Source organism: Atopobacter phocae ATCC BAA-285 (assembly GCF_000526675.1).
Lineage (GTDB): Bacteria > Bacillota > Bacilli > Lactobacillales > Aerococcaceae > Atopobacter > Atopobacter phocae.
The window spans coordinates 15979-38364 of record NZ_JAGN01000006.1; the positions used below are offsets into that span (position 1 = coordinate 15979).

Here is a 22386-nt window from a genome sequence, read left to right on the forward strand (position 1 = left end):
AAAAAGACCTTCTCTTAATCAAGAGAAGGTCTTTCTAGTTAAAATTTAATAATCTGCTTCAGTGGAATAGCTATTTTGAACATTCCATAGTAAATATTCATTAACACCTGCTTCTCGTAAAGCTTGAATTTGTAAACTAACTTCTTCTGGTCCATATTCTAAATATCGGCCAGGTCCTAAATAACTTGCGGTAAAATCTTGTAGCCAGGGACGACTTATTGGTGGGTTATCCAATGCGCTTAAAACTTGATTTTCAACTACCATATAAGATTGAACTAATTCGTATGGATGCAAGTCAGGATTTTCAATTCCAAAGTATGACAAGCCCCAATGACTTGGATAAATCATTGATGAAATAACATCGACATTGTTTGAAATTTTACTAAAATTTTGACCAATACCTGGTGCTTCTGGAATAGTAGCTGCGTATCCAAAAATATCAACACCAACTTTAACGCCATAAGGTTGCAATTTCTTATGAGCATAGGCAACGAAGTCTGTAACGGCTTCAACACGTTGTTGTATACCATCTGTTTCTTCAGAATAACCCTCTGTGTCATAATACAAACGATTTGAGAAAGTTTCAAAGCCTTCTGGGAAACGAACATAGTCAAATTGTATTTCTTTAAATCCAGCTTTAGCTGCAGCAATAGCAACATCTACATTATAATCCCAAATTTCCTTTTTAAAAGGACTGACAAAAGAATCGCCTCCACCAGACGTCCATAATGAGCCGTCTGCATTTTTAAATGATAAATCAGGGCGTTCATTAGCTAAAATGGTGTCTTTAAACACAACAATTCGCGCGATTGGATACACTTGATGCTTTTCTAAAGTTTTCATCATTTTTTTAGTATCTGGGATAAAATCACGTGTATTTTGTTTCGCGTATTTTGACTGCAATCCTTTCAGTGGAAGAGTGATAAAACCAGAATCATCTTTCACATCGAGTACAAGCGCATTTAATTTCGTTTGGTCTAAAATTTTTAATACATGCTTTCTTTCTTTACCGACAAAATTATGAGCTGCAGTATATATTCCTTTTACACCTTCTTTGGGGTAAGGGATGTCTACACCACTATCGTAAAAGAAACGTTGGGGTAAATTTTTTGGTATGCCTAATAAAGCATTATCTTTATATAATTCATTAATTTCGTCTGTTTTTTCATCAGCTGTAATTCGATTGTTAAAAGGTAAGAATAAACTGATTATAAAAATAGAGAAGAGCAATGGTACAAACCATCGCTTATTTTTGTCTAATTTCATTGAGAACCTCCATTCTGATAGGGTTCAATTGAGTAAGGATCAACGATTTGAAATCCTTTCTCTTTTAACCCATCAACAATTGCTCCTATTGCTTCAGCCGTCCAAGAACGATCGTGCATTAAAATATTGGAACCATTGCCAAGATACGGTGTATTTAAAGTAATCTCTGTTAATTTTTCAGGTGATTGATAATCTGCTTGCCAATCATATCCAAATGACCACATCATTAAGTGCATACCTTCTTGATGAACAATTTCATTAGTTATCTCATCGTATACTCCAAATGGTGGTCGGAAGAAAGTCGGACGTTCTCCCGTTATATCTTCCACAATATCATTTAATGGGACAATTTCTTCTCTTTGTTGTTCTTTATTTAATTGATTCAAATAAGGATGATGATATGTATGATTACCAATCATAAAACCCATGTTATAAATATCTTTTATGATTTGTTTTTGTTCCTCAGTTTCAAGAAAATGACCATTCACTAGAAACATGGCGGATACATTGCGTTCTTTTAAGGCTTTAGCAATTTCCATTGCATGTCCATCAGGTGTATCATCAAAAGTCAGTAATACTACTTTTTCTGAAACACTGTTATCTTTAGGAACAATTAAAGATGTTTGTGGATCAAATCGATAAGTTGTTTGACTTAATTTTTCTTTATTGATTGCTGTTTGACTAGGCGATTGTGTAGTTTCTATTATTTGCTCATTAGTTATTTTATTCGTTTCTTTATTGAAAGAACATCCCATGAGAGTCAAGGAAATTATAATAAACGTTAATAATTGCTTGTATGGCATTTGAACCCTCCTTAGGTTGATTTCAATGATTAGGGATTGACTAGCCCATCATGCAATTGACGAATCGGATTTTGTAAGTCACGCAGAGATGATTCAATCGCTAATAATTGCTCCTTTGTTTGATGCGCTTCTTTGTTTAATTGATTAAGCTCTTTGTTGAACTCTTTAAATTTTATATCTTGATTAGCAAGATGTGCAAAGAAATGTTGCTCTTTAACTAATTGCTTTTCGTACGCTTCATCAAACGTAGCAATTTTTTCTTCTAAATCCTTTAACTGAAAGATTAACGCGCTTACGTCTGCTTTTGATGCTCCTTTTGTCTGGTCGCTCTCAATTGCTTTTAATTTTTTGATTGCTTTGAGTAATAGCTTATGAGGAACATGAATATTTTTTAATTGGTCTGAACGATCTTTAATATTTTCAAAAACAGGACCTTCTTGTTTTTCAAATAAATTCATTTCTTCATCACTATCAGCTATAGTTTGTTCCCAATCACTTTGTAAATTAACTTCTTTTGCCTTAATTTGATTGAAAGAATATTCCATATCATGAGTTGTTTGTTCAAACTTTTCGAGTGAAGAGATTGCTTGACTTTCACGAGAGCCACAGCCACTCAAAAAACATATGAACGAAATACATATGAAAACTTTTGTAATATGTTTCATAAAAAACTCCTTTTAAAAATTATTAATCCCTTGATATTATAGTGTTTTCGTAATCAATCTACAATGAAAGTGGTTAAATATCATATAAAAGAACCGAAATGTGATACATTAGTGATACAACTGTAATATTCGTTATAATTTTTTTACATAGATGTTAAAAAGATAACAGACGAAAAAGTAAAGTTCTTACTAATTAATGAAAAATAATGGTATAATACAGGTTAAATAAAGAAAAGGATGACAATCACATGACAATATATTTGCTAATTATTGGATTAGGTATTATTTTAGACCAATTATTTAAATGGTGGGTAGTCAGTAATATTCCATTAGGTAGCGAGCAAGATTTTTTAGGATCATTTATGTCTCTACTTCATATTAATAATTATGGTGCCGCATGGGGGATTTTTCATGGTCGTCAAACATTACTTACACTTGTTACTTTTTTTGCACTAATTTTATTAGGTGTATTCCTTTATTCACACTATAAAAGTAATCGATTGGAAGCATACGCTTATTCATTTATTATAACAGGGGCACTTGGAAATTTTATTGATCGCGTGCGCCAAGGCTATGTTACAGATATGTTCCATTTTAAATGGATTGACTTTCCTATTTTTAATATAGCTGATATTTTTATTACAGTGGGTGTTTTACTACTCATCTTGCAATTATTTAACAAAAAATCAAATTAAATAGGTGGTCAACAAATGACAAATACACAATTAACTAAAACATGGACAATTGATAAAGATACCATTCGTATTGATAAATGGTTAACTATAGAACTACCTGAAATCTCACGTAGTCATATTCAAAAACTAATTGATTTACACCTTATTCGGGTGAATGGTGAAGCTACAAATAATCGATACAAATTAAAACAAGGCGATATTATTGAAATGTATGAAATGGCAGAGGAAGAACCTTTATTAGTTGAACCAGAAAATATTCCTTTAGACATTGTATATGAAGATGATTCACTACTAGTGATTTACAAAGAACCTGGTATGGTTGTTCATCCGTCTAAAGGACATAACACGGGTACTTTAGTTCATGCACTTATGTATCATAGTAAAGAATTATCGTCTGTCGGAGAAGCTTATCGTCCGGGAATTGTGCATCGAATTGATAAAGATACGTCCGGTTTATTAGTTGTCGCTAAAAATAACCAAGTGCACCGTCAACTACAAGAACAAATTCAACAAAAAGTAGCAAAACGAAAATATATTGCTTTAGTCGATGGCGTAGTTCGACCACAAGCAGGTAAAATTGATGCACCATTGGGTCGTGATCCTAAAAATCGTTTGCGTCGTAAAGTAATTAAAACGGGTAAAGAGGCAATCACTAATTTTATTGTGAAAGAACGTTACGAAAAATACACTCTTTTAGAGTTAGAACTTGAAACAGGGCGGACACATCAAATTCGTGCACATATGTATTATATTGGTCATCCAATTATCAATGATCCAATGTACTATAATTTACACCATAAAGTAGCTGTGCCTGGACAAATGCTCCATGCCTATTCTTTATCCTTTATACATCCTGTAACAAAAGAACCATTACATTTTGAACGTGATTTATCACCTGCATTTAAAGAATCTCTCGAATATTTAACACGAAAGGGGAGAAAAGGATGATTCAGTTGTTAGATGAATCCACAATTAATCGAACATTAACACGAATTGCATATGAAATCTTAGAAAAAAATAACGGAGCAGAATCAATTACTTTAGTGGGGATTAAAACTCGCGGTGAATTTATTGCTCGACGTATTCAAGAGCGTATAAAAAAAATTGAAGGTAAAGACGTGCCATTAATCGTTTTAGACCCTTCGTTTTATCGTGATGATCGAATTGATCAATCAATTGAGCCACCTGTTATTTCGGCTGAAGCTTCTCGCTTAGTTAATAACCATCGTGTAATTTTAGTAGACGATGTCTTGTTCACTGGCCGCACAATTCGAGCAGCAATGGATGCTTTAATTGATTACGGTCGTCCAGAAAAAATTTGGTTAGCTACCTTAATTGACCGTGGCCATCGTGAATTACCAATTCGACCAGACTTTATAGGTAAAAATATTCCAACGGCTAAAAATGAGCATGTTCAAGTCGAATTAATTGAAACAGACACGACGGATCAAGTGACTCTAATAAAATAAAAAATGACCGATTAAAGCAAAGAGCTCTAATCGGTAATTTTTAGTCTTTTAACAATTCATTAAATGTTAAGCTAGGAGTGACATATAGCGTTTTTTGATGGGTATAAATAACAAATCCTGGTTTCGATCCATTAGGTTTATTGATATATTTTATTTGTGTATAATCGACCGGAACATTTCCTGAATCTCGATATTTTGAATAGTATGCCGCTAACATTGCACCAGCATGTAAATCCGCTTCAGAAGGTTGATCTGTTTGTAAAACAACATGACTTCCTGGAATGTCTTTAGTATGGAACCAATAAGCCTGTTTATTAGATTTTTTCATAGTTAACCAATCATTTTCTTGATTATTACGTCCAACAAGAATGATATGACCATTAGGACTTGTAAATGATAAAGGATTAAATTTTGTCGCTCTAACTTTTTTTGCTGTTTGTTTTACTTTTAAATAACCTTGCTGTTGAAGTTCTTGCTTAATCGATTCAATCACTTCTAAATCGGCATCAATTAATTGCGTAGCTAAAGTCTCAAAATATTCTATTTCTAATTGCGAACGCTTCATTTCTTGATTGATAAATTGAATGGAGCGCTTTAATTTTTGATAAGTTTTAAAATATTTTTGCGCATTGTCATTAGCAGATAAATGAGGGGCTAAAGTAATTTTTAACGGTTTCTCGTTATCATAAAAATTTGGAAGCGTGATTAACTGATCTCCAGGTTTAATTTGATATAAATAGGCAGTTAATAATTCCCCTTTAATTCGATATTCATCAGCTGCATCTGTATCAATTAATTGTTGTTTCAATCGTTTCAATTTTTTTTGATGGCGATTGATTTCTTTTTGGATGAGTTGTTTAATATCACCAGCACTTTGCTTAATGAAATTTTTTTGAATTTGTTTTTCAACTGAAAAATCAACTGCTTTAGATAATGTATCATAAGACAGTGATGGAATATTACGCATCGTTAAATAGGGAAAAGGCGTTACAATATAGCGATCATTTTTAATGTAGACAGTTGGTTGAATTGATTGATCTAAATAGTCATTTAATCCATAAAAGAGTGGATGCTGATGATTTTGAGCTAATTCTACTAATTCTAAAGCCGTATGTTTAGAAATCCCTTCAAACATATTAGTGTAAAAGCGCCATGGTTCATCCATATGATCTGCTTGTTGACTGCCCCACAAATCTAACATTGCTGTTGGATAGATTGTTGCTTCATGTTTATTTGAACTAGGTGGATTTATATATATATCATTCGGTAATACCGTTCGGAAACGATTGACATCCTCATCAACATATTTTATAGCACTAATAATTTTGTTTGTAGCATTTAATAAAACTATGTTGCTATGACGATTCATAATTTCTACAACAAGACGCAACTGTTCTAAATCGCCCACCTCATTACGATGAGAAATAACTAAATGAATTTGACGATCAGTTCCTACTTGTTTAATTGCTAAAAGTCGTCCACCTTCTAAATATTTTCGACATAATTGACAAAATGGGGGAGGGGTCATTGGATTATCAACATTTTTTTCAGTTAAATGAATACGTCCAAAACTTGGATCACTCGATAAAACTAATCGATAATTCTTTCGATTATTGCGTATGACTAAATGGAGTTCATTAGCAAGTGGTTGGTGAATTTTACCAATACGTCCGCCTACTAAAAGAGGTTTAATTTCATTTAAAATAAAATGAATGAATAAGCCGTCCAATAAATCACTTCCTTTCATAATTTATTCATCTTTACTATTATACAAGAAAATTTTAACAGTTGCATGTGACAGTCACCGATTTTTAAGGTACAATATGACTATCAATTTAAATAGATTTTGGAGGATTTTATGAAAAAACAAACATGGAAATATATATTTAGTTTTATTTTACTTATTGCCGTTACCGCTTCAATTTTTTATTTTTCAAAACCCGTAAAACATAACGATTCAAATACTCGTCCATCTGAACAAGTAGAAGAAAAAGGAAATCAAATTATTCCTAAAGAAGATCCAAAAGCAGAGGAAGAAGAAACATCACAACAAATTGAAACATTCCATATTCCTAAAGACATTTATGAATTAGCAACCCCAACAGGTGAAAAAGAGTCAGTTAATTTCAAAGTACCTGAACGTCGTGTTGTATTGTACTGGGCAAGTTGGTGTGAACCTTGTCATACGGTAGTTCAAGAATTAAATAAATTAGAAGCCGATTATCCTAATGTAAAATTCTATACTATTGTTGGAATTGATGGTGAACAAGAAACAATCGAAACAGCAACAAAAGCTGTTAAAGATTTAAAAGTAACTATACCAACATACTTTGACGAAAATCTTATCGTTCATAACGATTCACAAATTCGTCGTTATTCAGCAATTGCGATTCAAGATCAAAAGGGTAAAACATTATATAGTTATCAAGGTGGATTTGATTTATTAGCAGTTAAACAACATTTAGAAACTGCTAATAAATAATGAAACGAGGTTATTCAGCTTGTCAAAACGACATAAATTAAAGTTTAACAAAAAAGCTCAGCGAGTATTATATCTCTTAATTGCACTAATTGGTGTACTGTTTTTTGATTTATCTTCGGATGAGATAAATGTATTTTTACCTTCGTCAAAAGAAAGTGTCCAACAAAAACAATTACCCCAAAATAGTCAATTAGATACATTTCAGCCGAATGAAACATATGAAGTGAAGGTAAACAAAGTGATTGATGGCGATACTTTTCATTTCGAATACAATAACAGTGACTATAAGGCTCGCTTATTGCTGATTGATACACCTGAAATAAAGAAAAAAAATGGGCAACCATTTCCTTATGCAAAAGAAGCAAAACAATTTGCAGAACAGGCATTGCATCGTGCAAAAACAGTCAAAATTACTTTTGATAAAGGGCCGACTACTGACCGCTATAACCGGCTGTTAGTTTATGTAACTACTGATGATAAAAATTTACAGGAGCAATTGCTAGAGGAAGGCTTAGCAATCGTTCGCTATATATATCCACCAAATAATTCAAGAGAGAATGCTTTTAGACAAATTGAAAAACAAGCAAAACGTCAAAAAGTTGGTGTGTGGAGCCTGTCAAACTATGCGAGTGATAAAGGCTATACCATACCTAAGTAAATGATTTAATACTTATCTGTTTATCAAATTAATTTACCTTTTTAAGTGATTTAGTTAAGATAAGACAATAAGTAAAATAAAGAATAAAGGAAGAGTATATTGAAAAACATTATAATTTATACTAAACATAACTGTATGCCTTGTCAGTTTACTAAATCATTTCTAAATGATCATGAAATTGACTTTATTGAAAAAAATATCGAAGAAGATGAATCAGCTTTAGAAGAAGTAAAATCATTAGGATTTCAAGCTGTTCCTGTTGTATCGATTGAAGGTCATCCACCATTTCAAGGATTTAATCCTGATCGTTTAACACAATTGATTGAACAATAAAATATTTAAAAGTTGGGCCTGTCCCAGCTTTTTTCGTGTACTTGAACAAATAATAAATAGCATCTTGATTAAATTAAAGTAATCAATAAAAATGTCTGCGAAATAATTGTCATTAAAGGAGGATAACTGATGTTAAATGGAAAGCACATCATTGTAGGTGTAACTGGAGGAATTGCGGCATACAAGATTCCTGAGTTAGTTCGTCAATTGATTAAGAAAGGCGCTACAGTTCGTGTCATTATGACAAAAGAAGCAACTCGTTTTATTACACCATTTACCTTTGAAGTATTAACTAAAAATCATGTATTAGTCGATGGAGAAATAAACGATAATCCAATTGCACACATTGAATTAGCAGATTGGGCAGATTTATTTGTTGTCACACCACTTACTGCAAATACATTAGCTAAATTTGCAAATGGGATAGCGGATAATGAGTTAACAAGCACTTGGCTTGCATTTGATGGAACAAAAGTTATCGTTCCGGCAATGAATGTTAAAATGTGGAATAACCCCAGAACGCAATCCAACTTACAAATGGTCCAAGCAGATGGTGTCTTTATATTAGAACCTGAAGAAGGATTTTTAGCTGAAGGATATGCAGGCAAAGGTCGTATGATGGCATTGGATATTCAAGTTCAAAGTATTCAAGCGATTGATACTCTAAATGAATTGGGTCTTTCAAGAACAAAAATGAATGCACTAAAAGATAAACGTATTTTAATCACTGCGGGTGGCACAATAGAAGCAATCGATCCAGTGCGTTATATTGGTAATCACAGTTCTGGAAAGATGGGGGTAGCGATTAGTAATATGGCAGCGTTATTTGGTGCAAAAGTGACATTGATTGGAAGTCAGAATGCACTACATTTACCGCGTCATCAATCGATTCAAACTTATCCAATGAATAATACAAAAGAATTGCAACAATTGATTCACCAACTAGTGCCGCAACACGATGTACTTATTATGGCTGCAGCTGTTAGTGATTATCACATTGAACAACCTGCTACAACAAAAATTAAGAAAACGAATGATCAAAAGAATTTAACACTAAACTTAGTTGAAAACCCAGATATTTTACGTTCAATAAAAGATCAAGCTATAATAAAAATCGGTTTTGCCGCTGAAACGGATCATGTTATAGAGTATGCACGTGCGAAACGCTTGAAAAAAGGATTAGACGTTATTGTGGCTAATGACGTCTCACAAACGACCATTGGATTTAATAGTGATGAAAATCAAGTGACCATCATTGATCAAAAGGGAGAACGAAACATTAAACGTCAACATAAGGACGGCGTGGCATTAAATATTTTGAACGTTTTAACAAACCACTTAAAGGAGCGAAACTAAACGATGAAGCAACTTGCCAAACGAGTTCAATTGCTTTTAAAATCATATCAACCACTTAACTATATTTATCTCAGTAGTTTAGTAGTCATTATCATTTTGTTTGCACTTCCATTAATTTGGCAACCTAAAACATTTGCTAGATGGATAAGCCCTGATCATACGGAAGTCATTCAACAGCCAAGTAAAAAAGAAATTGCAGAAAAAGAAGCAGAAAAACAAGCTGCTTTAAAGCAAAAGAAAAAAGAACGTGAACAACAAGAAAAAGATAAAGAAGCTGAAGAAAAAAATAAAATAAAAGAAGTAGCGAGTGATGATCCAAACGTAATCAAAGCCTATGAGGGAACCTTTAAACTATTCCCAACAAACCAAAAAGGGGAGCATCGTTTAACATTTGAAGATGGTTCAATAGATCGTATGGAGATTCATAATGCGGCTAGTCATGTTTTAAACATGAACCCAGAAGATTTATTAGATTATTGGGTGAATACAGCGCCTGGAGAAGATCATTTATATATTGTTTTAACTGATACAGGTTATACTCAATTTTATCGTGTTTATATGCATTTCATCGAAGGAAAAGGTTGGCAAGTAACGCGTTATGAACAATTACACGAGTTAACAGGAGAAGGGTAGAGAAAATTGGACACACATGCGCATTCAAATAAAAACAAAAAATTACGATTATTAACTTCCATTTTATTTATTGCTCTTTCATCTTTTTTACAAACACTTGTATTAAAAATGTTTTTAACGCCTTCAAATACACTTGCTAGTGGATTTTTAGGTGTATCTGTTTTAGTCAATTTATTAGGCCAACAAATTGGGATTAATATTCCCGTTTCTTTTATGATTGTTGCCTTAAACTTACCGGTGGCGATATTATGTGCAAAAGGGATTAGTGTGCGATTTACTTTACTATCCTTGCTTCAAATTAGTTTAACTAGTTTTTTTATCCGTTTCTTAACATTTGAACCTATTTTTGATGATTTAATTTTGAATATTATATTTGGTGGTGTTTTAAACGGCGTATATATCTTATTAGCTTTAAAAGGTAACGCATCAACAGGTGGGACAGATTTTATTGCCTTATATGTTTCAAATAAGAGTGGACGAACGATTTGGGAATATGTCTTTTTATTTAACAGTATGATATTAATGATTTACGGTTACTTATTTGATTGGCGTTATGCAGGCTATTCGATTATTTTGCAATACATTGCAACACATACTGTTTCCACTTTCCATACACGTTATCAGTTACATAAATTGCAAATTACAACAACTCGTGGCGCAGAAATTCGTCAAGCATATATTGATAATTTTCGTCATGGTATTACGTGTATTCATGTAGAAGGTGGTTATACAAAACAGGAGCGAATGATGCTCATTACCGTAGTATCATCGTATGAGGTTGATAATGTCATCCGATTATTACAATCAATTGATCCTTATGTTATTATTTCAATTAGTGAGACACAACGATTTATTGGACGATTTCATCGTGACCCGGAATAAAAGGAGGAAGTAATGTTAAAAAAGTTAAAAAATATATCTATCATGTCTTTATTTTTCATTGTTATCGGAAGTGTACTATTAGCGATATCCACACAAATTTTCATGATTCCTTTTAATCTAGGTGGTGGTGGTGCAACTGGATTAACGTTAATTTTATATTATTTAGCCGATATTCCAATTTATTTATCCAACTTTGTTATTAATGGCATTTTATTAGTAGTTGGTGTTCGATATTTAGATAAGCGAACTATGTTTTATACCGTTATCTTTGTTGGAATGTACTCACTTGCTTTAAAGGTGATGCCAACTATTCCGGTGACTTTATCACAACCTGTTTTACTACCTTTAATTGTCGGCGTCATTACAGGAACTGCAGTGGGTATTGTTATTTTAGGTGGAGGAACAACAGCTGGAAGTGACATTGTAGCTCGTTTATTAAATAAATATTTAGGCTGGAATACTGGAACTGCTTTACTAGTCGTTGATACAATCATTGTTATTCCATTTTTCTTCATTCACGGGTTTGAGACGGGCATAATTACTGTTATTACGGTATACTTAGTAGGGAGAGTTGTCGATTTTATAATGTATGGATTAAATCCAAAAAAACAAGTTGTTATTATTAGCGATAAACATCATCAAATAGCAACGGAATTACAACAAACTTTAGACCGTGGAATAACTGTATTACATGGCCATGGTTTTTATACGAACCGTCAAAAACAAGTGCTATATATGATTATTAGTCGTCAACAATTAATACTTGTAAATAAAATCGTAAATTATGTTGATCCCAACGCTTTCTTTATTGTTAGTGATGTCCAATCCGTAAACGGAGAAGGATTTACATTCTTTATCAACGAAGAGCTGAAAAAAGAATCTCATATGACATTAGAGGAAACAAAAAATGAAACACATTCGATTTTATAACGTCAATCATCACAGGAGGAATAACTTATGATAACTGAAACAACTATGGAACAATTTGATGAATATGCTGCATCTTTTCAAACAATAACAGCCGAAACTGCTCAAAAAAAGCTCGATCAAGAGGAATATGTAGCTCTTTTTGTAGGTAGAAGAACCTGTCCATATTGTCGTCGATTTGTATCGAAATTAGAAACAGCTGCTAAAGAAACAAACACTTCTATTTACTTTTTAAATAGTGAACAAACAGACGATATAGAACAAATTGAAGTTTTTCGTTCACGTCACGAAATCAAAACGGTTCCGACGTTATTAGTCAAGTCTGGTGAACAATTAATTATGACTTCTGATTCTAGTATGACTGTTGAAGCAATCAAAGAACAATTGACTGCTAAATAATTTTATCTAGAAAGGTAAGGTAATGATAACGTTACCCTTATCTAATTTATAAATAAATACAAAAACAAGCATCTCGCTAATAGCGGATGCTTGTTTTTTATCTTTAAAATTATTACTAACGTTCGGAAATATTATTTATCAGTTAGTTTAATCCATTCGTCAATTGATGTTTCCACTTGACTCAATGCTTCTAACCAGAAATTCTTATCTTTCACATCAATATTAGCAACTTGAACAGCTTCTTCAACTGTTTTAACCGTTGTTTGATTTAAGAACTCTTGGTATTTAGGAATAAATGCTTCTTTATCTTGTAAATACTTCGCATATAAACCTTTAGCTAATAAACCGCCGAATGCGTATGGGAAATTATAAAAGCTTAAACTACCTGAGTAATAATGTCCTTTATTAACCCACATGTAAGGATGACGAATGTTTTGGTCTAATCCTTCACCATATGAACGGTCTTGTGCATTTAACATTAATTCTTCCAATTGCTCTGGGAACAAGAATGAAGACTGAGCGTGCTCAAATACTGATGTTTCAAAATAATAACGTGATAAAATATCTACAATAATTTGTGTTAAATCTTGCAATTGACTTTCAAGTAAATAACTTTTTTCTTCATCTGATTTTGCTTCACGAATCAATTTGTTCATGACGATATTTTCGTTAAAAGTAGAAGCCGTTTCTGCAACTGGCATGGAATAATCCCAATTTAACGGTGCATGAGATTCAATGTGTAATCCATGATACGCATGACCTAATTCATGAGCTAAAGTCACAACAGAACTCATTGATCCATCAAAGTTAGTTAAAATACGAGATTGTTTCAAGAAAGGCAAGTTAGCACAATAAGCTCCACCAACTTTTCCTTTTTTAGGCATAAAGTCGATATAATTCTTTTCATAAAATGTATCTGTCATTTCAGCTAAATCTTCAGAAAAATCTCTAAATGTCTCCACTAAAAACTCACGAGATTCTTCAACTGTAAATTGACGACTTGCTTTACCCATTGGAGCAAACAAATCATAAAATGGTAGGCCATCTGGGTGACCAAGTAATTTAGCTTTATGTTTTAAGTAACGACGAAACGCTGGTAATTTTTCTTCCATTGCTGAAATTAAAGCTTTTAGTGTTGCAGCTTCCATATGAGATTTTTCAAGAGTAGCAGCTAATGGACTAGAGTAACCACGTAATTTTGAGATATCATTTACTTGAGATTTGATATGATTCAAACTAAATGCAATTGGTCCCTTAATATGATCATACATCGCCAATTCAGCCTCGTATGCTGCTTTACGAACAGATGGATCCGCATCGTACGCATAATTTCTTACTTCACTTAACGTAACGGATTGACCATTAAGTGTTCCTTCAACTGTTGACGTTAAATAATTATGCATATTTTCCCAAGCTGAGCTAGCATTTTTATTCATCATAGCAATTAAAGCTTCTGTTTCTTCTGATAACGTATGACTTAAATTTAACTGTAACTGTTTCATTCTAAATTGGTAATGACTAAGTGAATCATCTGTCGATACATCCATTTTAGACTCACCTAAAAAACGATCCATACGTGTTAAAATATCTGTTAATTCAGCTACCATATTATTTAATTGTTTTGAATATTTTGAAGCTTCTTGATCTGTTGTATTCGTAGATAATCTAAAATTAATGAAAGAAAACATTTGGTAGAGTAGTACTTCTAATTCTTCTTGAAGTACAATAACTTGTTTAACTGTCTCCATTGTATCCACTAATTCAATATGAGCGAAATCCTCTTTGATTGCTTCAAAGCGTTTTAAATCATTTTGAAATTCAACTGATTCAAAGCCTGTATATAAGTCTTCTAATGACCATTCTAAATTCATTTAATCTTCCTTTCTTGTTAAGCATATTTAATTATTTATTCATATTCTATCATGTTATGAGCAACTTGTAATCAATCTTTATTGATTATTAATCTTTAAGATAATATTTAAAAAAATGTAACTTCTAAAAACGAACAATAAATAGAATGTTCATTTAAAATGTAAGTCTTTTACTTGAAAAAAGAGGAAGTTATTCGTATAATATAGAAGTTGTTTAAAATATTACATTGATTAAACAGATAGGAGAGGGAAAAATGATCAGCCCAGTGTTTGATTACGAAGATATCCAGTTAATTCCAAATAAATGTATTGTACAAAGTAGAAGTGAGTGCGACACAAGTATTCAATTCGGTAAATTCTGTTTTAAATTACCAGTTGTACCTGCCAATATGCAAACAGTTATTAATGAGGAGCTAGCTGAACAATTTGCTTCGAATGGTTATTTTTACATTATGCATCGATTTGATGAAGCAGGACGTATCCCATTCATTAAACGTATGAACGAAAAAGGATTATACACGTCAATTAGTGTCGGTGTTAAACCTTCAGAATATGAATTTGTAGATGAATTAGTTAAAGAAAATTTAGTGCCTGATTATATTACAATTGACATTGCTCATGGCCATGCAGAAAGTGTTATTCATATGATTAAATACTTAAAAAAACATGTGCCAGACTCTTTTGTTATCGCCGGTAATGTTGGTACGCCAGAAGGTGTGCGTGAACTTGAACGAGCAGGTGCAGATGCAACTAAAGTTGGAATTGGTCCCGGAAAAGTATGTATCACCAAATTAAAAACAGGATTTGGAACAGGGGGGTGGCAACTTGCAGCTTTAAACTGGTGTAAAAAAGCCGCAAGAAAACCTATTATTGCTGACGGCGGAATTCGTCATAACGGCGACATTGCTAAATCTATTCGCTTTGGCGCTTCAATGGTTATGATTGGCTCATTATTCGCTGGACATGAAGAATCTCCTGGACATGTTTATAAAAAGAATGATCAACTGTATCGTGAGTATTTCGGAAGTGCTTCAGAATTCCAAAAAGGCGAACATAAAAATGTTGAAGGCAAAAAAATTATGATTCCAGAACGTGGAAAAATCAAAGATACATTAATTGAAATGCAACAAGACTTACAGTCATCGATTTCTTATGCCGGTGGAAAAGAATTAGATGCCATTCGTACAGTAGATTACGTTGTCGTAAAAAATTCGATTTTTAATGGCGACCGTTAATCACTTGGACAATTAAAAATTTCTCAGGTATAATTTATAGTACTAAATTAAACGTCAGTCCAAATGGATTGACGTTTTTATAAACGAATGGAGTGTATGTTGTGAGTGTTGAACGTTTTTTCATCCTATTAAATTTAATCTCGGTGTTTATTTTAATTTTCATTTTTTATCCCTATATTATTACAGGTCAGTGGACTGCTATTGGCGTACTCTTTATATTTATTTTAGGTTTAGGCTTAAATACTTATGTCATTTATCGTTACCTAAAACAGCGTAAGGGGGAACATATCAATGACTAAACAACTAGATGGGCGAGAAGCACAGGCTTATTATATTGAACAGTTGAAACAAAAAACAGAAGAATTAAAAAGTCGAATGATTTATCCAACCGTCATTATTTTGAACGCTTCTGAAAAGAAAGAAGCAGATTTTTTCAGTAAGCAAGTCATTAAAACAGGTAAGAAGATGAATATTGATGTATCCATGGATTATATTCACGACTTAACACAAGAAGAAGTTCTCAAAAAAATAGAAGCTCTTAATGACGATCCGCGTATACACGGAATATTATTACCTAAACCTTTACCTCAACATCTTAATGCGAGTCAGTTAAATGAACGAATTGATCCGCGCAAAGATATTGATGGAACAAACCCTTATAACTTAGGTAAATTGTTACAACGCCAAGAAAGTTTTATTCCAGCAACCGTTCGAGGTGTAATGCTTTTATGTGAATATTATCAAATTGATTTTCAGGGAAAAAATACGCTAATTATTGGTCAAAGTGAGATTGTTGGTCGTCCAATGGCTATTGTCGCATTAAATAAACGAGCAACCATCAGTATTGCTCATACAGCAACCAAAAACTTGAGTGAATTAACTAGTCAAGCGGATCTCATTATTTCAGCAGCAGGCGCACCTAACTTGATTACTGAATCAATGATTCAACCACAAGCAATTTTAATCGATGTAGGGACAACCTTTTTATCAGATGGTAAATTGCATGGAGATATTTCAAAAAAAGCCAAGGCGATTGCTCAACAAGCTAGCCCTGTCCCAGGAGGAGTAGGGCCTTTAACCACATTAGCTTTGTTTGAACAGCTCATAAATTATTTGCATCATCAATAAGAACGACCTATAATATAAGCAAAGAGGAGGAGAGTTATAATGGGACATAAAAGAAAAATGTTACTTTTAACGTTAGCAACTTCTTTATTTTTATGTGGATGTGACGTAAATAGCACATCTAACGCTCAAACTGAAATGAACAACCAAACAAGTGAAACAGTGAGCAAAGATGATACAAATAGTCAATCATCTATAACTAACGAAAATATTACAACTAAAGATACTAAACATTTAAGCGCTGACGAAAAAATTGAGTGGATTATGATGGATATCAAACAACAGTATAATGATGAAAAGATTCCAGCAACCGCTTTTTATTTTAATATCAGTGACGATGAACAAGGTCAATCAGTTATTGAAGTCCGTGAGAATCATGAAGATACTTATCATCAGTCAGATGACCAAACTAGTCCATTAGTAGGTATTTACAAAATAACAGCTAATGGTGAACTAACTAAATTAAATGATACAACAGGTTCTGATGAAATAATCGGAACAACTTATTTAACTATTGATTCTTCTAAAACAAACTAACTACATTAATACATACAAATACAATTAACGATAGATCATTAAATCTATCGTTTTTATTTTTCTTTAAAAGAGGCGAGTATTTTGCTAGTATATTATTTAATGCGTTTAACTTCGTATAATTTACATTATGTAAACTCTTTTTATTTAAGAAGATAAAACATCAATTTTTACCCCTCGTCTTGGAATCTTTCTATAAATTGATGGTTCTCTTAATTCATCGTCTTAAATGACTAAATCGTTATAATCTTGACCGGAAACGATAAATATTCAATGTATTTAATAGCATCAGTAGTTTTTAGAAAGATGGTCTTCGTATTATCATTGGGATGAAAACTTAAACGCTCTTCATTCATTATTTCCTCATCAAATAATACTTGAATATCTTTAAGTTCATTGTGGATTAAACCAAATATCGATACGACGCCTGGTTCAATATTCATTTTTTCTAGCAGTAATTCTTCGGAAGCGAATTTTAAGCGTTTTTCGCCGATTAACTCTGCTAAATAATCCATACCTAATCGTTTGCTATCATCCATTATAAGTAAATAGAAATTTTTCTTTTTCTTATTTGTTAAAAATAGTGATTTTGTTCTTACTCCCTCAATTCCAATAATGAACTGATCAGCCTCTTCTGTTGTCCATGCTGGTGGATGCTCTATTAATTCATAAGGAATTGAAAGTTCATCTAACTGCTTAATAATCGTCTTAGCTGTCATTGCCACATGCTCCTTTAATGGATTTTTATTACTAATTGTAACACTAATCTATCCGTAATTAAACGCTTACAATTGAATATAAATAAAAAACTCTATCAAATGCTAATAGAGTTTTTGTTGATAATTTTTAATTTAATCTTCTTCGTATGAACGGAATGGTTCATTTTTCTTAGGATAAGTATCTGGCTTAATGAATAATCCCATTTCTTGTCGCTCATAGTTCAATTCAATCAGTAATGAGACGACTAACAGAATTAAGATCATTGAAAAAGGAAATGCCACAATAATTAGAACGTTTTGTAAGGCATCTAATCCACCAGCAACTAATAAGATTGAAGCAATTAATGAAACTGAAATTCCCCAAATTAACTTAACTGAATTATGCGGTGTTAAACTTCCATTTTCTGATTGCATCGCCAATACGTATGTAGCTGAATCTGCTGATGTAATGAAGAATGAAAAGACTAAGAATATAACTAAAATCGACATGCCCCACCCTAAAGGATAGGAAGACAATGTACCGAATAAGATATTTTCCATTGTTAATTCAACAAGTGACGGATCAGAATTCAGTGCATTAATGGACATCACACCAAACACTGAGAACCACATGAATGAAAAGGCTGATGGAATAAGTAATACGTGTACAAGAAATTCTCTGATCGTACGACCTTTAGAAATACTTGAAATAAATATTCCAACGAATGGTGACCAAGAAATCCACCATGACCAGTATAAAATGGTCCATTCTTGAATCCATTTTTGTTCTTCTGGACTACTTGCTGCTGTCCGGAAACTCATTCTTAAAAAGTCTTGACCATAATTTCCAAGTGATTCAACAAAATGATTTAAAATTTGTGTTTTTGGCCCAATAATCATCGCAACAATCATTAAAATAACTGCTAAAACGATATTTAAATTAGATAAGTACTTTACACCTTTTCCAATCCCAGATACAGCTGAAATTAAAAAGAGCACAGTAGCTACTGTAATAATCATTAATTGAACCGTCACGCCTTCTTTAATATCAAATAAATAATGAAGTCCACCGTTAATTTGTAGTGCACCATAGCCTAATGTCGTTGCTACACCAACGACGGTTGCGAATATCGTAACTGCATCAATCATTTGTCCTGAAATGCCATCCATTCGCTCGCCGAATAATGGTTTTAATGTCGCGGATATTAACGTGCGTTCTTTTTTACGGAACTTAAAGTACGCTAATGCTAAAGCAATTAAGGCGTAAATTGACCATGCATGAATACCATAATGGAAGAATGAATATTTTAACGCATCGCTTAACGCTTCTCGACTATACGTCTGTGCTTCAGGCGAAGATATAGCAAAATGAGATAAAGGCTCTGCTGCCCCGTAAAACACTAAACCAATTCCCATTCCGGCAGAGAACAACATCGCAAGCCAAGAAATTTTGGAGTGTTCTGGCTTAGAAGATGGATCTCCTAATGTAATCTTGCCTATCGGTGTGACGACTAAGTAAATGGATATAAAAACCATCACCGTAACTATTAATAAATAATACCATCCGAAATAATGACCTAAGAAATATCGAATGTCAGTGGTTTGACTTAAAAACTTGATTGGATATACTAGTGCTAACATGATGACAATTGCAGTAAGTAATATAGCCATCCAAAAAACACGTGTTAAATGTTTACTACTTTTCTTAAAAATAATGACTCCCCCTATAAATCTATACAATCTTTATAAAATATTACAAAATACATTATAAAATTTTAACACATCGAACCATGTAAGTAAAATACAAAGAGGTCATCATACTTGAAGAGAAAATCTTCTAAAGTATGATAACCTCTGATGAACTATTTGGATTGAACCCCATGGACTAACCAATTAATTTTGTATTTAAACTCTTTAAGGACCATTTCTTTTGAATAATCCTCGTTAAGTGCTAAAATCATGGATTGCATGACTAAGTCCATTAAAAAATAAAGGAAAATTACTGCCTCATCCACATCATTCAAATGAAAATGATTCAGTTCCAATAGTTTTTGCCATTGATTCAACATGGCTTGAGGCACTTGATGCCTTTTATGAGTAAAGGTTGGATTCGTTTGTTTTAAAATATGCAATGATTGAAAACTTAAATCATCTGGAGATTCGGGTATCCATTGATTAAGAAAATGAGATAATCCATCAATTAATTGATAGTTAGTCAATTCAATTGATTTGATAATCTCTCGATGAAAAAATGTTTTATCGACATCCACAATATATTCAAATGCATCATTTAAATCTTCAAAATATTTATAGAACGCTCCTCGAGATACTTGTAATTGTTTAACGATTTCGCTCACATGCACTTGAGCAAGTGGTTTATTAAAAAATACTGATCTTAACACGCGTTCAATCTCTTTTTTACGCTCATCATCTAAATTGTGAAATGTTTGTAATGGCATTTAACTCACCGTATCCTTTTTTACTTTCGTTCATTATCTCATTGAAAAGACGTAAATAGCAAGTTATTTTGACGGTCTTTCTTTCATTAAACCATCTTCCATTTCAAATACTCGATCAGAATAAGGAATTAAACGTTTATCATGAGTCACCATAATAATCGCTGCTTTTGTCTGATGTGCTTGCTCTTTTAACAATTCAACCACTTCAAAAGCTCGTTCTGAATCTAAACTTGCTGTTGGTTCATCAGCTAATATGACACTTGGATGGTGGTATAATGCTTTGGCTATTGCTACACGCTGTCTTTCTCCACCTGATAAATCATTAGGATATTGATTTGCTAATTCCTCTATTCCAAGAGAAGTTAACAAATTATTTATTTTTTCTTTGTTTGTTTTTTCTTTGATATATCGATCTAATAATTGAAATTGCTCTTTTACTGTTAAAAATGGAATTAAATTTGAACTTTGCAAAATAAATCCAATTTTCCCAAAGCGTAATTCACTCTTTTGTTTATCTGACAATTGGCTAACATCTTGACCATCAACCAACAAAGTCCCATTAGATGGCTCTTGAAGAATACCGGCAATTGTTAAAAACGTACTCTTACCTGATCCACTTGGTCCAATAATACTAACAAATTCTCCCGGTTGTACGTGGAAATCAAGTGATTTCAACGCTTGTATTTCAGTTCGTCCTTGCTTAAAGGTTTTTGATATCTGTTTCATTTCTAATGGATAATTCATTAAAATCCCCTCCTATATCGCACTAATTGGGTCAACTTTCGTCACTGTTTTGAGTGAGAAAATACCGCCTAAAACTGCTACGATGATTAAAACACCACTATATAACGCCCAACGTTGATACTCAATCGCAAATGGCATGCCACTAGGTAAAATTTGAGCCGTTAAAACTGCCAGTAAAAAAGCTATAGCTACACCAAATACACCAATTAATAAACTTTGGTACAACATACTTGTAGCAATAAAACTTGTTCGAACACCTTCGACTTTCATGACGGCGAATAGTGATTGTTTTTGTAAAGTCATGACATACATAAAAATACCAATAATCGCTACAACAATAACAAATAGGAAATAAACCATACCAGTTAATGTTAAATCTTGTTCGGTATATCCAGGCAATTCATTAATAAACATTTGTTTTGATAATTTTTCTAGAGAATTGCCATTTTCCACTTCATCTTTATTAATCGTCCCTTTATTTTCCAATACAATCGCACTAATCGGTGCCATCTCATTAGCTTGTGTATTTTGATTTGGGAATTTCAACGCACGCCAATTCGATAAACTCGTATATACGACCGGTAAAGCGGAATATGACGTTTTTTCGAATACCCCTACAATTTTAAAAGAATCGTCCGATTGACCAAACTTAATATCTTGATTTAATTTAAATCCTTTTTCCAATAAGTCTTCAGAGATAATCACTTCTTTTTTATCATCATCTGTATACATCTCCCCTTCAATTAATGAAGGTAAAATAAAGGCATCTGTTGTTGTTGAAAAAATGGCGACATTCTCTTGTGCATCTCCTCGTTCAGCAACAGCGTTCACAAATCCAAGAGGTGCTGTTTCTGTGCCCTCTATTTGTTTTAAGTCCTTTTCGTCTAGCATTGAACCTAGAATAGAGCGGTTAGCATTTTCATTCACGACAATTTCTTGTCCGTTCCAGTCGTCAACCACTTGTCGAAATTCTATTTTCAATCCATCAGCTAACCCACTTAACATAAATACTACATAGGCAATAAGTACCATAATACCAATGACTAAACTATATTTTAATTTATCATATTTCATTTCTTTAATTGCTAAAAGCATATAATAGCCTCCTCGTTTTAATAAGTAACAAAGTGTCACTATTGATACTTTAACTTA

At 32.7% G+C, this 22386-nt stretch carries 24 protein-coding genes; 14 read left to right on the plus strand and 10 right to left on the minus strand.

The window, feature by feature from the left end; translation table 11 throughout:
• Positions 1–45: 45 nt before the first annotated feature.
• Genes L866_RS08380 through L866_RS0101930 form a run of 3 tightly spaced genes read right to left on the minus strand, consistent with a single transcriptional unit; the run spans position 46 to position 2734 of the window.
• Positions 46–1266, minus strand: coding sequence for a putative glycoside hydrolase (locus L866_RS08380; protein ID WP_051452837.1), 1221 nt, complete (start codon positions 1264–1266; stop codon positions 46–48).
• On the minus strand, positions 1263–2069 hold the full coding sequence (locus L866_RS08385; RefSeq protein WP_025728630.1) for a polysaccharide deacetylase family protein: 807 nt from the start codon (positions 2067–2069) through the stop codon (positions 1263–1265). The genes L866_RS08380 and L866_RS08385 overlap by 4 nt, the downstream gene beginning before the upstream one ends.
• Before the next feature lie 29 nt (positions 2070–2098).
• Positions 2099–2734, minus strand: coding sequence for a YkyA family protein (locus L866_RS0101930; protein ID WP_025728632.1), 636 nt, complete (start codon positions 2732–2734; stop codon positions 2099–2101).
• Between the two features lie 248 nt (positions 2735–2982).
• On the opposite strand from L866_RS0101930, the gene lspA reads away from it, so the two are divergent.
• From lspA to pyrR, 3 genes are read left to right on the plus strand one after another with little or no spacing between them, the layout of a single operon-like run.
• Entirely contained in the window at positions 2983–3429 is a 447-nt protein-coding gene (gene lspA, locus L866_RS0101935; RefSeq protein ID WP_025728634.1) for a signal peptidase II, read from the plus strand.
• Between the two features lie 15 nt (positions 3430–3444).
• Positions 3445–4377: an RluA family pseudouridine synthase gene (locus L866_RS0101940; RefSeq protein ID WP_025728637.1), complete on the plus strand. Its 933-nt coding sequence runs from the start codon at positions 3445–3447 to the stop codon at positions 4375–4377.
• Entirely contained in the window at positions 4374–4898 is a 525-nt protein-coding gene (gene pyrR / locus L866_RS0101945; RefSeq protein WP_025728639.1) for a bifunctional pyr operon transcriptional regulator/uracil phosphoribosyltransferase PyrR, read from the plus strand. Before L866_RS0101940 ends, pyrR begins: the two co-directional genes overlap by 4 nt.
• A gap of 40 nt (positions 4899–4938) precedes the next feature.
• On the opposite strand, the gene L866_RS0101950 is transcribed toward pyrR, so the two are convergent.
• A complete protein-coding gene (locus tag L866_RS0101950; protein WP_169729064.1) occupies positions 4939–6627 on the minus strand; it encodes an Rqc2 family fibronectin-binding protein in 1689 nt (562 codons plus the stop codon).
• A gap of 129 nt (positions 6628–6756) precedes the next feature.
• Here L866_RS0101950 and L866_RS08985 point away from each other — a divergent pair, with 129 nt between their 5' ends.
• From L866_RS08985 to L866_RS0101990, 8 genes are all read left to right on the plus strand, one after another.
• A complete protein-coding gene (locus L866_RS08985) occupies positions 6757–7380 on the plus strand; it encodes a TlpA family protein disulfide reductase (protein ID WP_025728642.1) in 624 nt (207 codons plus the stop codon).
• A 19-nt stretch (positions 7381–7399) separates the two neighbouring features.
• Positions 7400–8038 (plus strand): thermonuclease family protein, encoded by a 639-nt coding sequence (locus L866_RS08990; RefSeq protein WP_025728644.1) that lies wholly within the window; start codon positions 7400–7402, stop codon positions 8036–8038.
• Between the two features lie 99 nt (positions 8039–8137).
• A complete protein-coding gene (nrdH, locus tag L866_RS0101965) occupies positions 8138–8371 on the plus strand; it encodes a glutaredoxin-like protein NrdH (protein ID WP_025728646.1) in 234 nt (77 codons plus the stop codon).
• Between the two features lie 129 nt (positions 8372–8500).
• Positions 8501–9727, plus strand: a complete 1227-nt coding sequence (gene coaBC / locus L866_RS0101970) for a bifunctional phosphopantothenoylcysteine decarboxylase/phosphopantothenate--cysteine ligase CoaBC (protein WP_025728648.1) — start codon at positions 8501–8503, stop codon at positions 9725–9727.
• Between the two features lie 3 nt (positions 9728–9730).
• Entirely contained in the window at positions 9731–10360 is a 630-nt protein-coding gene (locus L866_RS08995) for a DUF1510 family protein (RefSeq protein WP_025728649.1), read from the plus strand.
• Positions 10361–10366: 6 nt separating this feature from the next.
• Positions 10367–11242, plus strand: coding sequence for a YitT family protein (locus tag L866_RS0101980; RefSeq protein ID WP_025728651.1), 876 nt, complete (start codon positions 10367–10369; stop codon positions 11240–11242).
• A 12-nt stretch (positions 11243–11254) separates the two neighbouring features.
• The gene (locus L866_RS0101985; protein ID WP_025728653.1) at positions 11255–12172 is read left to right on the plus strand and encodes a YitT family protein; all 918 of its coding nucleotides are present in this window, start codon (positions 11255–11257) and stop codon (positions 12170–12172) included.
• Between the two features lie 27 nt (positions 12173–12199).
• Positions 12200–12568: a DUF6568 family protein gene (locus L866_RS0101990; RefSeq protein WP_051452838.1), complete on the plus strand. Its 369-nt coding sequence runs from the start codon at positions 12200–12202 to the stop codon at positions 12566–12568.
• Positions 12569–12699: 131 nt separating this feature from the next.
• On the opposite strand, the gene L866_RS0101995 is transcribed toward L866_RS0101990, so the two are convergent.
• A complete protein-coding gene (locus L866_RS0101995; RefSeq protein ID WP_025728657.1) occupies positions 12700–14439 on the minus strand; it encodes a M3 family oligoendopeptidase in 1740 nt (579 codons plus the stop codon).
• Between the two features lie 254 nt (positions 14440–14693).
• Between L866_RS0101995 and guaC the strand changes: the two genes are divergently transcribed.
• The 3 genes from guaC (at position 14694) to L866_RS0102015 (ending at position 17336) form a co-directional block, all read left to right on the plus strand.
• On the plus strand, positions 14694–15674 hold the full coding sequence (gene guaC / locus L866_RS0102000) for a GMP reductase (protein ID WP_035445941.1): 981 nt from the start codon (positions 14694–14696) through the stop codon (positions 15672–15674).
• Positions 15675–15965: 291 nt separating this feature from the next.
• Complete coding sequence (locus L866_RS0102010) at positions 15966–16802, plus strand: bifunctional 5,10-methylenetetrahydrofolate dehydrogenase/5,10-methenyltetrahydrofolate cyclohydrolase (RefSeq protein WP_025728661.1); 837 nt, start codon at positions 15966–15968, stop codon at positions 16800–16802.
• A gap of 39 nt (positions 16803–16841) precedes the next feature.
• A complete protein-coding gene (locus L866_RS0102015) occupies positions 16842–17336 on the plus strand; it encodes a hypothetical protein (RefSeq protein ID WP_025728662.1) in 495 nt (164 codons plus the stop codon).
• Between the two features lie 230 nt (positions 17337–17566).
• On the opposite strand, the gene L866_RS0102020 is transcribed toward L866_RS0102015, so the two are convergent.
• The 5 genes from L866_RS0102020 to L866_RS0102040 all read right to left on the minus strand — a co-directional run bounded on the left by L866_RS0102020 (position 17567) and on the right by L866_RS0102040 (position 22329).
• Positions 17567–18052 carry a prolyl-tRNA synthetase associated domain-containing protein gene (locus L866_RS0102020; RefSeq protein ID WP_025728663.1) on the minus strand — a complete coding sequence of 162 codons (486 nt, stop codon included), beginning with the start codon at positions 18050–18052 and terminating at the stop codon, positions 17567–17569.
• Positions 18053–18184: 132 nt separating this feature from the next.
• Positions 18185–19702 (minus strand): BCCT family transporter, encoded by a 1518-nt coding sequence (locus tag L866_RS0102025; RefSeq protein ID WP_035445943.1) that lies wholly within the window; start codon positions 19700–19702, stop codon positions 18185–18187.
• Between the two features lie 191 nt (positions 19703–19893).
• Positions 19894–20490 carry a TetR/AcrR family transcriptional regulator gene (locus L866_RS0102030; RefSeq protein ID WP_025728665.1) on the minus strand — a complete coding sequence of 199 codons (597 nt, stop codon included), beginning with the start codon at positions 20488–20490 and terminating at the stop codon, positions 19894–19896.
• 63 nt (positions 20491–20553) lie between these two features.
• Positions 20554–21234 (minus strand): ABC transporter ATP-binding protein, encoded by a 681-nt coding sequence (locus L866_RS0102035; RefSeq protein WP_025728667.1) that lies wholly within the window; start codon positions 21232–21234, stop codon positions 20554–20556.
• Between the two features lie 12 nt (positions 21235–21246).
• Positions 21247–22329 carry an ABC transporter permease gene (locus L866_RS0102040; protein WP_025728669.1) on the minus strand — a complete coding sequence of 361 codons (1083 nt, stop codon included), beginning with the start codon at positions 22327–22329 and terminating at the stop codon, positions 21247–21249.
• Positions 22330–22386 lie beyond the last annotated feature (57 nt).

What these genes read in the sequence shown, in the direction of transcription:
- L866_RS08380 (WP_051452837.1), bottom strand. Translation starts at nt 1,266, where the DNA reads ATGAAATTAGACAAAAATAAGCGATGGTTTGTACCATTGCTCTTCTCT.
- L866_RS08385 (WP_025728630.1), bottom strand. Translation starts at nt 2,069, where the DNA reads ATGCCATACAAGCAATTATTAACGTTTATTATAATTTCCTTGACTCTC.
- L866_RS0101930 (WP_025728632.1), bottom strand. Translation starts at nt 2,734, where the DNA reads ATGAAACATATTACAAAAGTTTTCATATGTATTTCGTTCATATGTTTT.
- lspA (WP_025728634.1), top strand. Translation starts at nt 2,983, where the DNA reads ATGACAATATATTTGCTAATTATTGGATTAGGTATTATTTTAGACCAA.
- L866_RS0101940 (WP_025728637.1), top strand. Translation starts at nt 3,445, where the DNA reads ATGACAAATACACAATTAACTAAAACATGGACAATTGATAAAGATACC.
- pyrR (WP_025728639.1), top strand. Translation starts at nt 4,374, where the DNA reads ATGATTCAGTTGTTAGATGAATCCACAATTAATCGAACATTAACACGA.
- L866_RS08985 (WP_025728642.1), top strand. Translation starts at nt 6,757, where the DNA reads ATGAAAAAACAAACATGGAAATATATATTTAGTTTTATTTTACTTATT.
- coaBC (WP_025728648.1), top strand. Translation starts at nt 8,501, where the DNA reads ATGTTAAATGGAAAGCACATCATTGTAGGTGTAACTGGAGGAATTGCG.
- L866_RS08995 (WP_025728649.1), top strand. Translation starts at nt 9,731, where the DNA reads ATGAAGCAACTTGCCAAACGAGTTCAATTGCTTTTAAAATCATATCAA.
- L866_RS0101985 (WP_025728653.1), top strand. Translation starts at nt 11,255, where the DNA reads ATGTTAAAAAAGTTAAAAAATATATCTATCATGTCTTTATTTTTCATT.
- L866_RS0101990 (WP_051452838.1), top strand. Translation starts at nt 12,200, where the DNA reads ATGATAACTGAAACAACTATGGAACAATTTGATGAATATGCTGCATCT.
- L866_RS0101995 (WP_025728657.1), bottom strand. Translation starts at nt 14,439, where the DNA reads ATGAATTTAGAATGGTCATTAGAAGACTTATATACAGGCTTTGAATCA.
- guaC (WP_035445941.1), top strand. Translation starts at nt 14,694, where the DNA reads ATGATCAGCCCAGTGTTTGATTACGAAGATATCCAGTTAATTCCAAAT.
- L866_RS0102010 (WP_025728661.1), top strand. Translation starts at nt 15,966, where the DNA reads ATGACTAAACAACTAGATGGGCGAGAAGCACAGGCTTATTATATTGAA.
- L866_RS0102015 (WP_025728662.1), top strand. Translation starts at nt 16,842, where the DNA reads ATGGGACATAAAAGAAAAATGTTACTTTTAACGTTAGCAACTTCTTTA.
- L866_RS0102020 (WP_025728663.1), bottom strand. Translation starts at nt 18,052, where the DNA reads ATGACAGCTAAGACGATTATTAAGCAGTTAGATGAACTTTCAATTCCT.
- L866_RS0102025 (WP_035445943.1), bottom strand. Translation starts at nt 19,702, where the DNA reads ATGGCTATATTACTTACTGCAATTGTCATCATGTTAGCACTAGTATAT.
- L866_RS0102030 (WP_025728665.1), bottom strand. Translation starts at nt 20,490, where the DNA reads ATGCCATTACAAACATTTCACAATTTAGATGATGAGCGTAAAAAAGAG.
- L866_RS0102035 (WP_025728667.1), bottom strand. Translation starts at nt 21,234, where the DNA reads ATGAATTATCCATTAGAAATGAAACAGATATCAAAAACCTTTAAGCAA.
- L866_RS0102040 (WP_025728669.1), bottom strand. Translation starts at nt 22,329, where the DNA reads ATGCTTTTAGCAATTAAAGAAATGAAATATGATAAATTAAAATATAGT.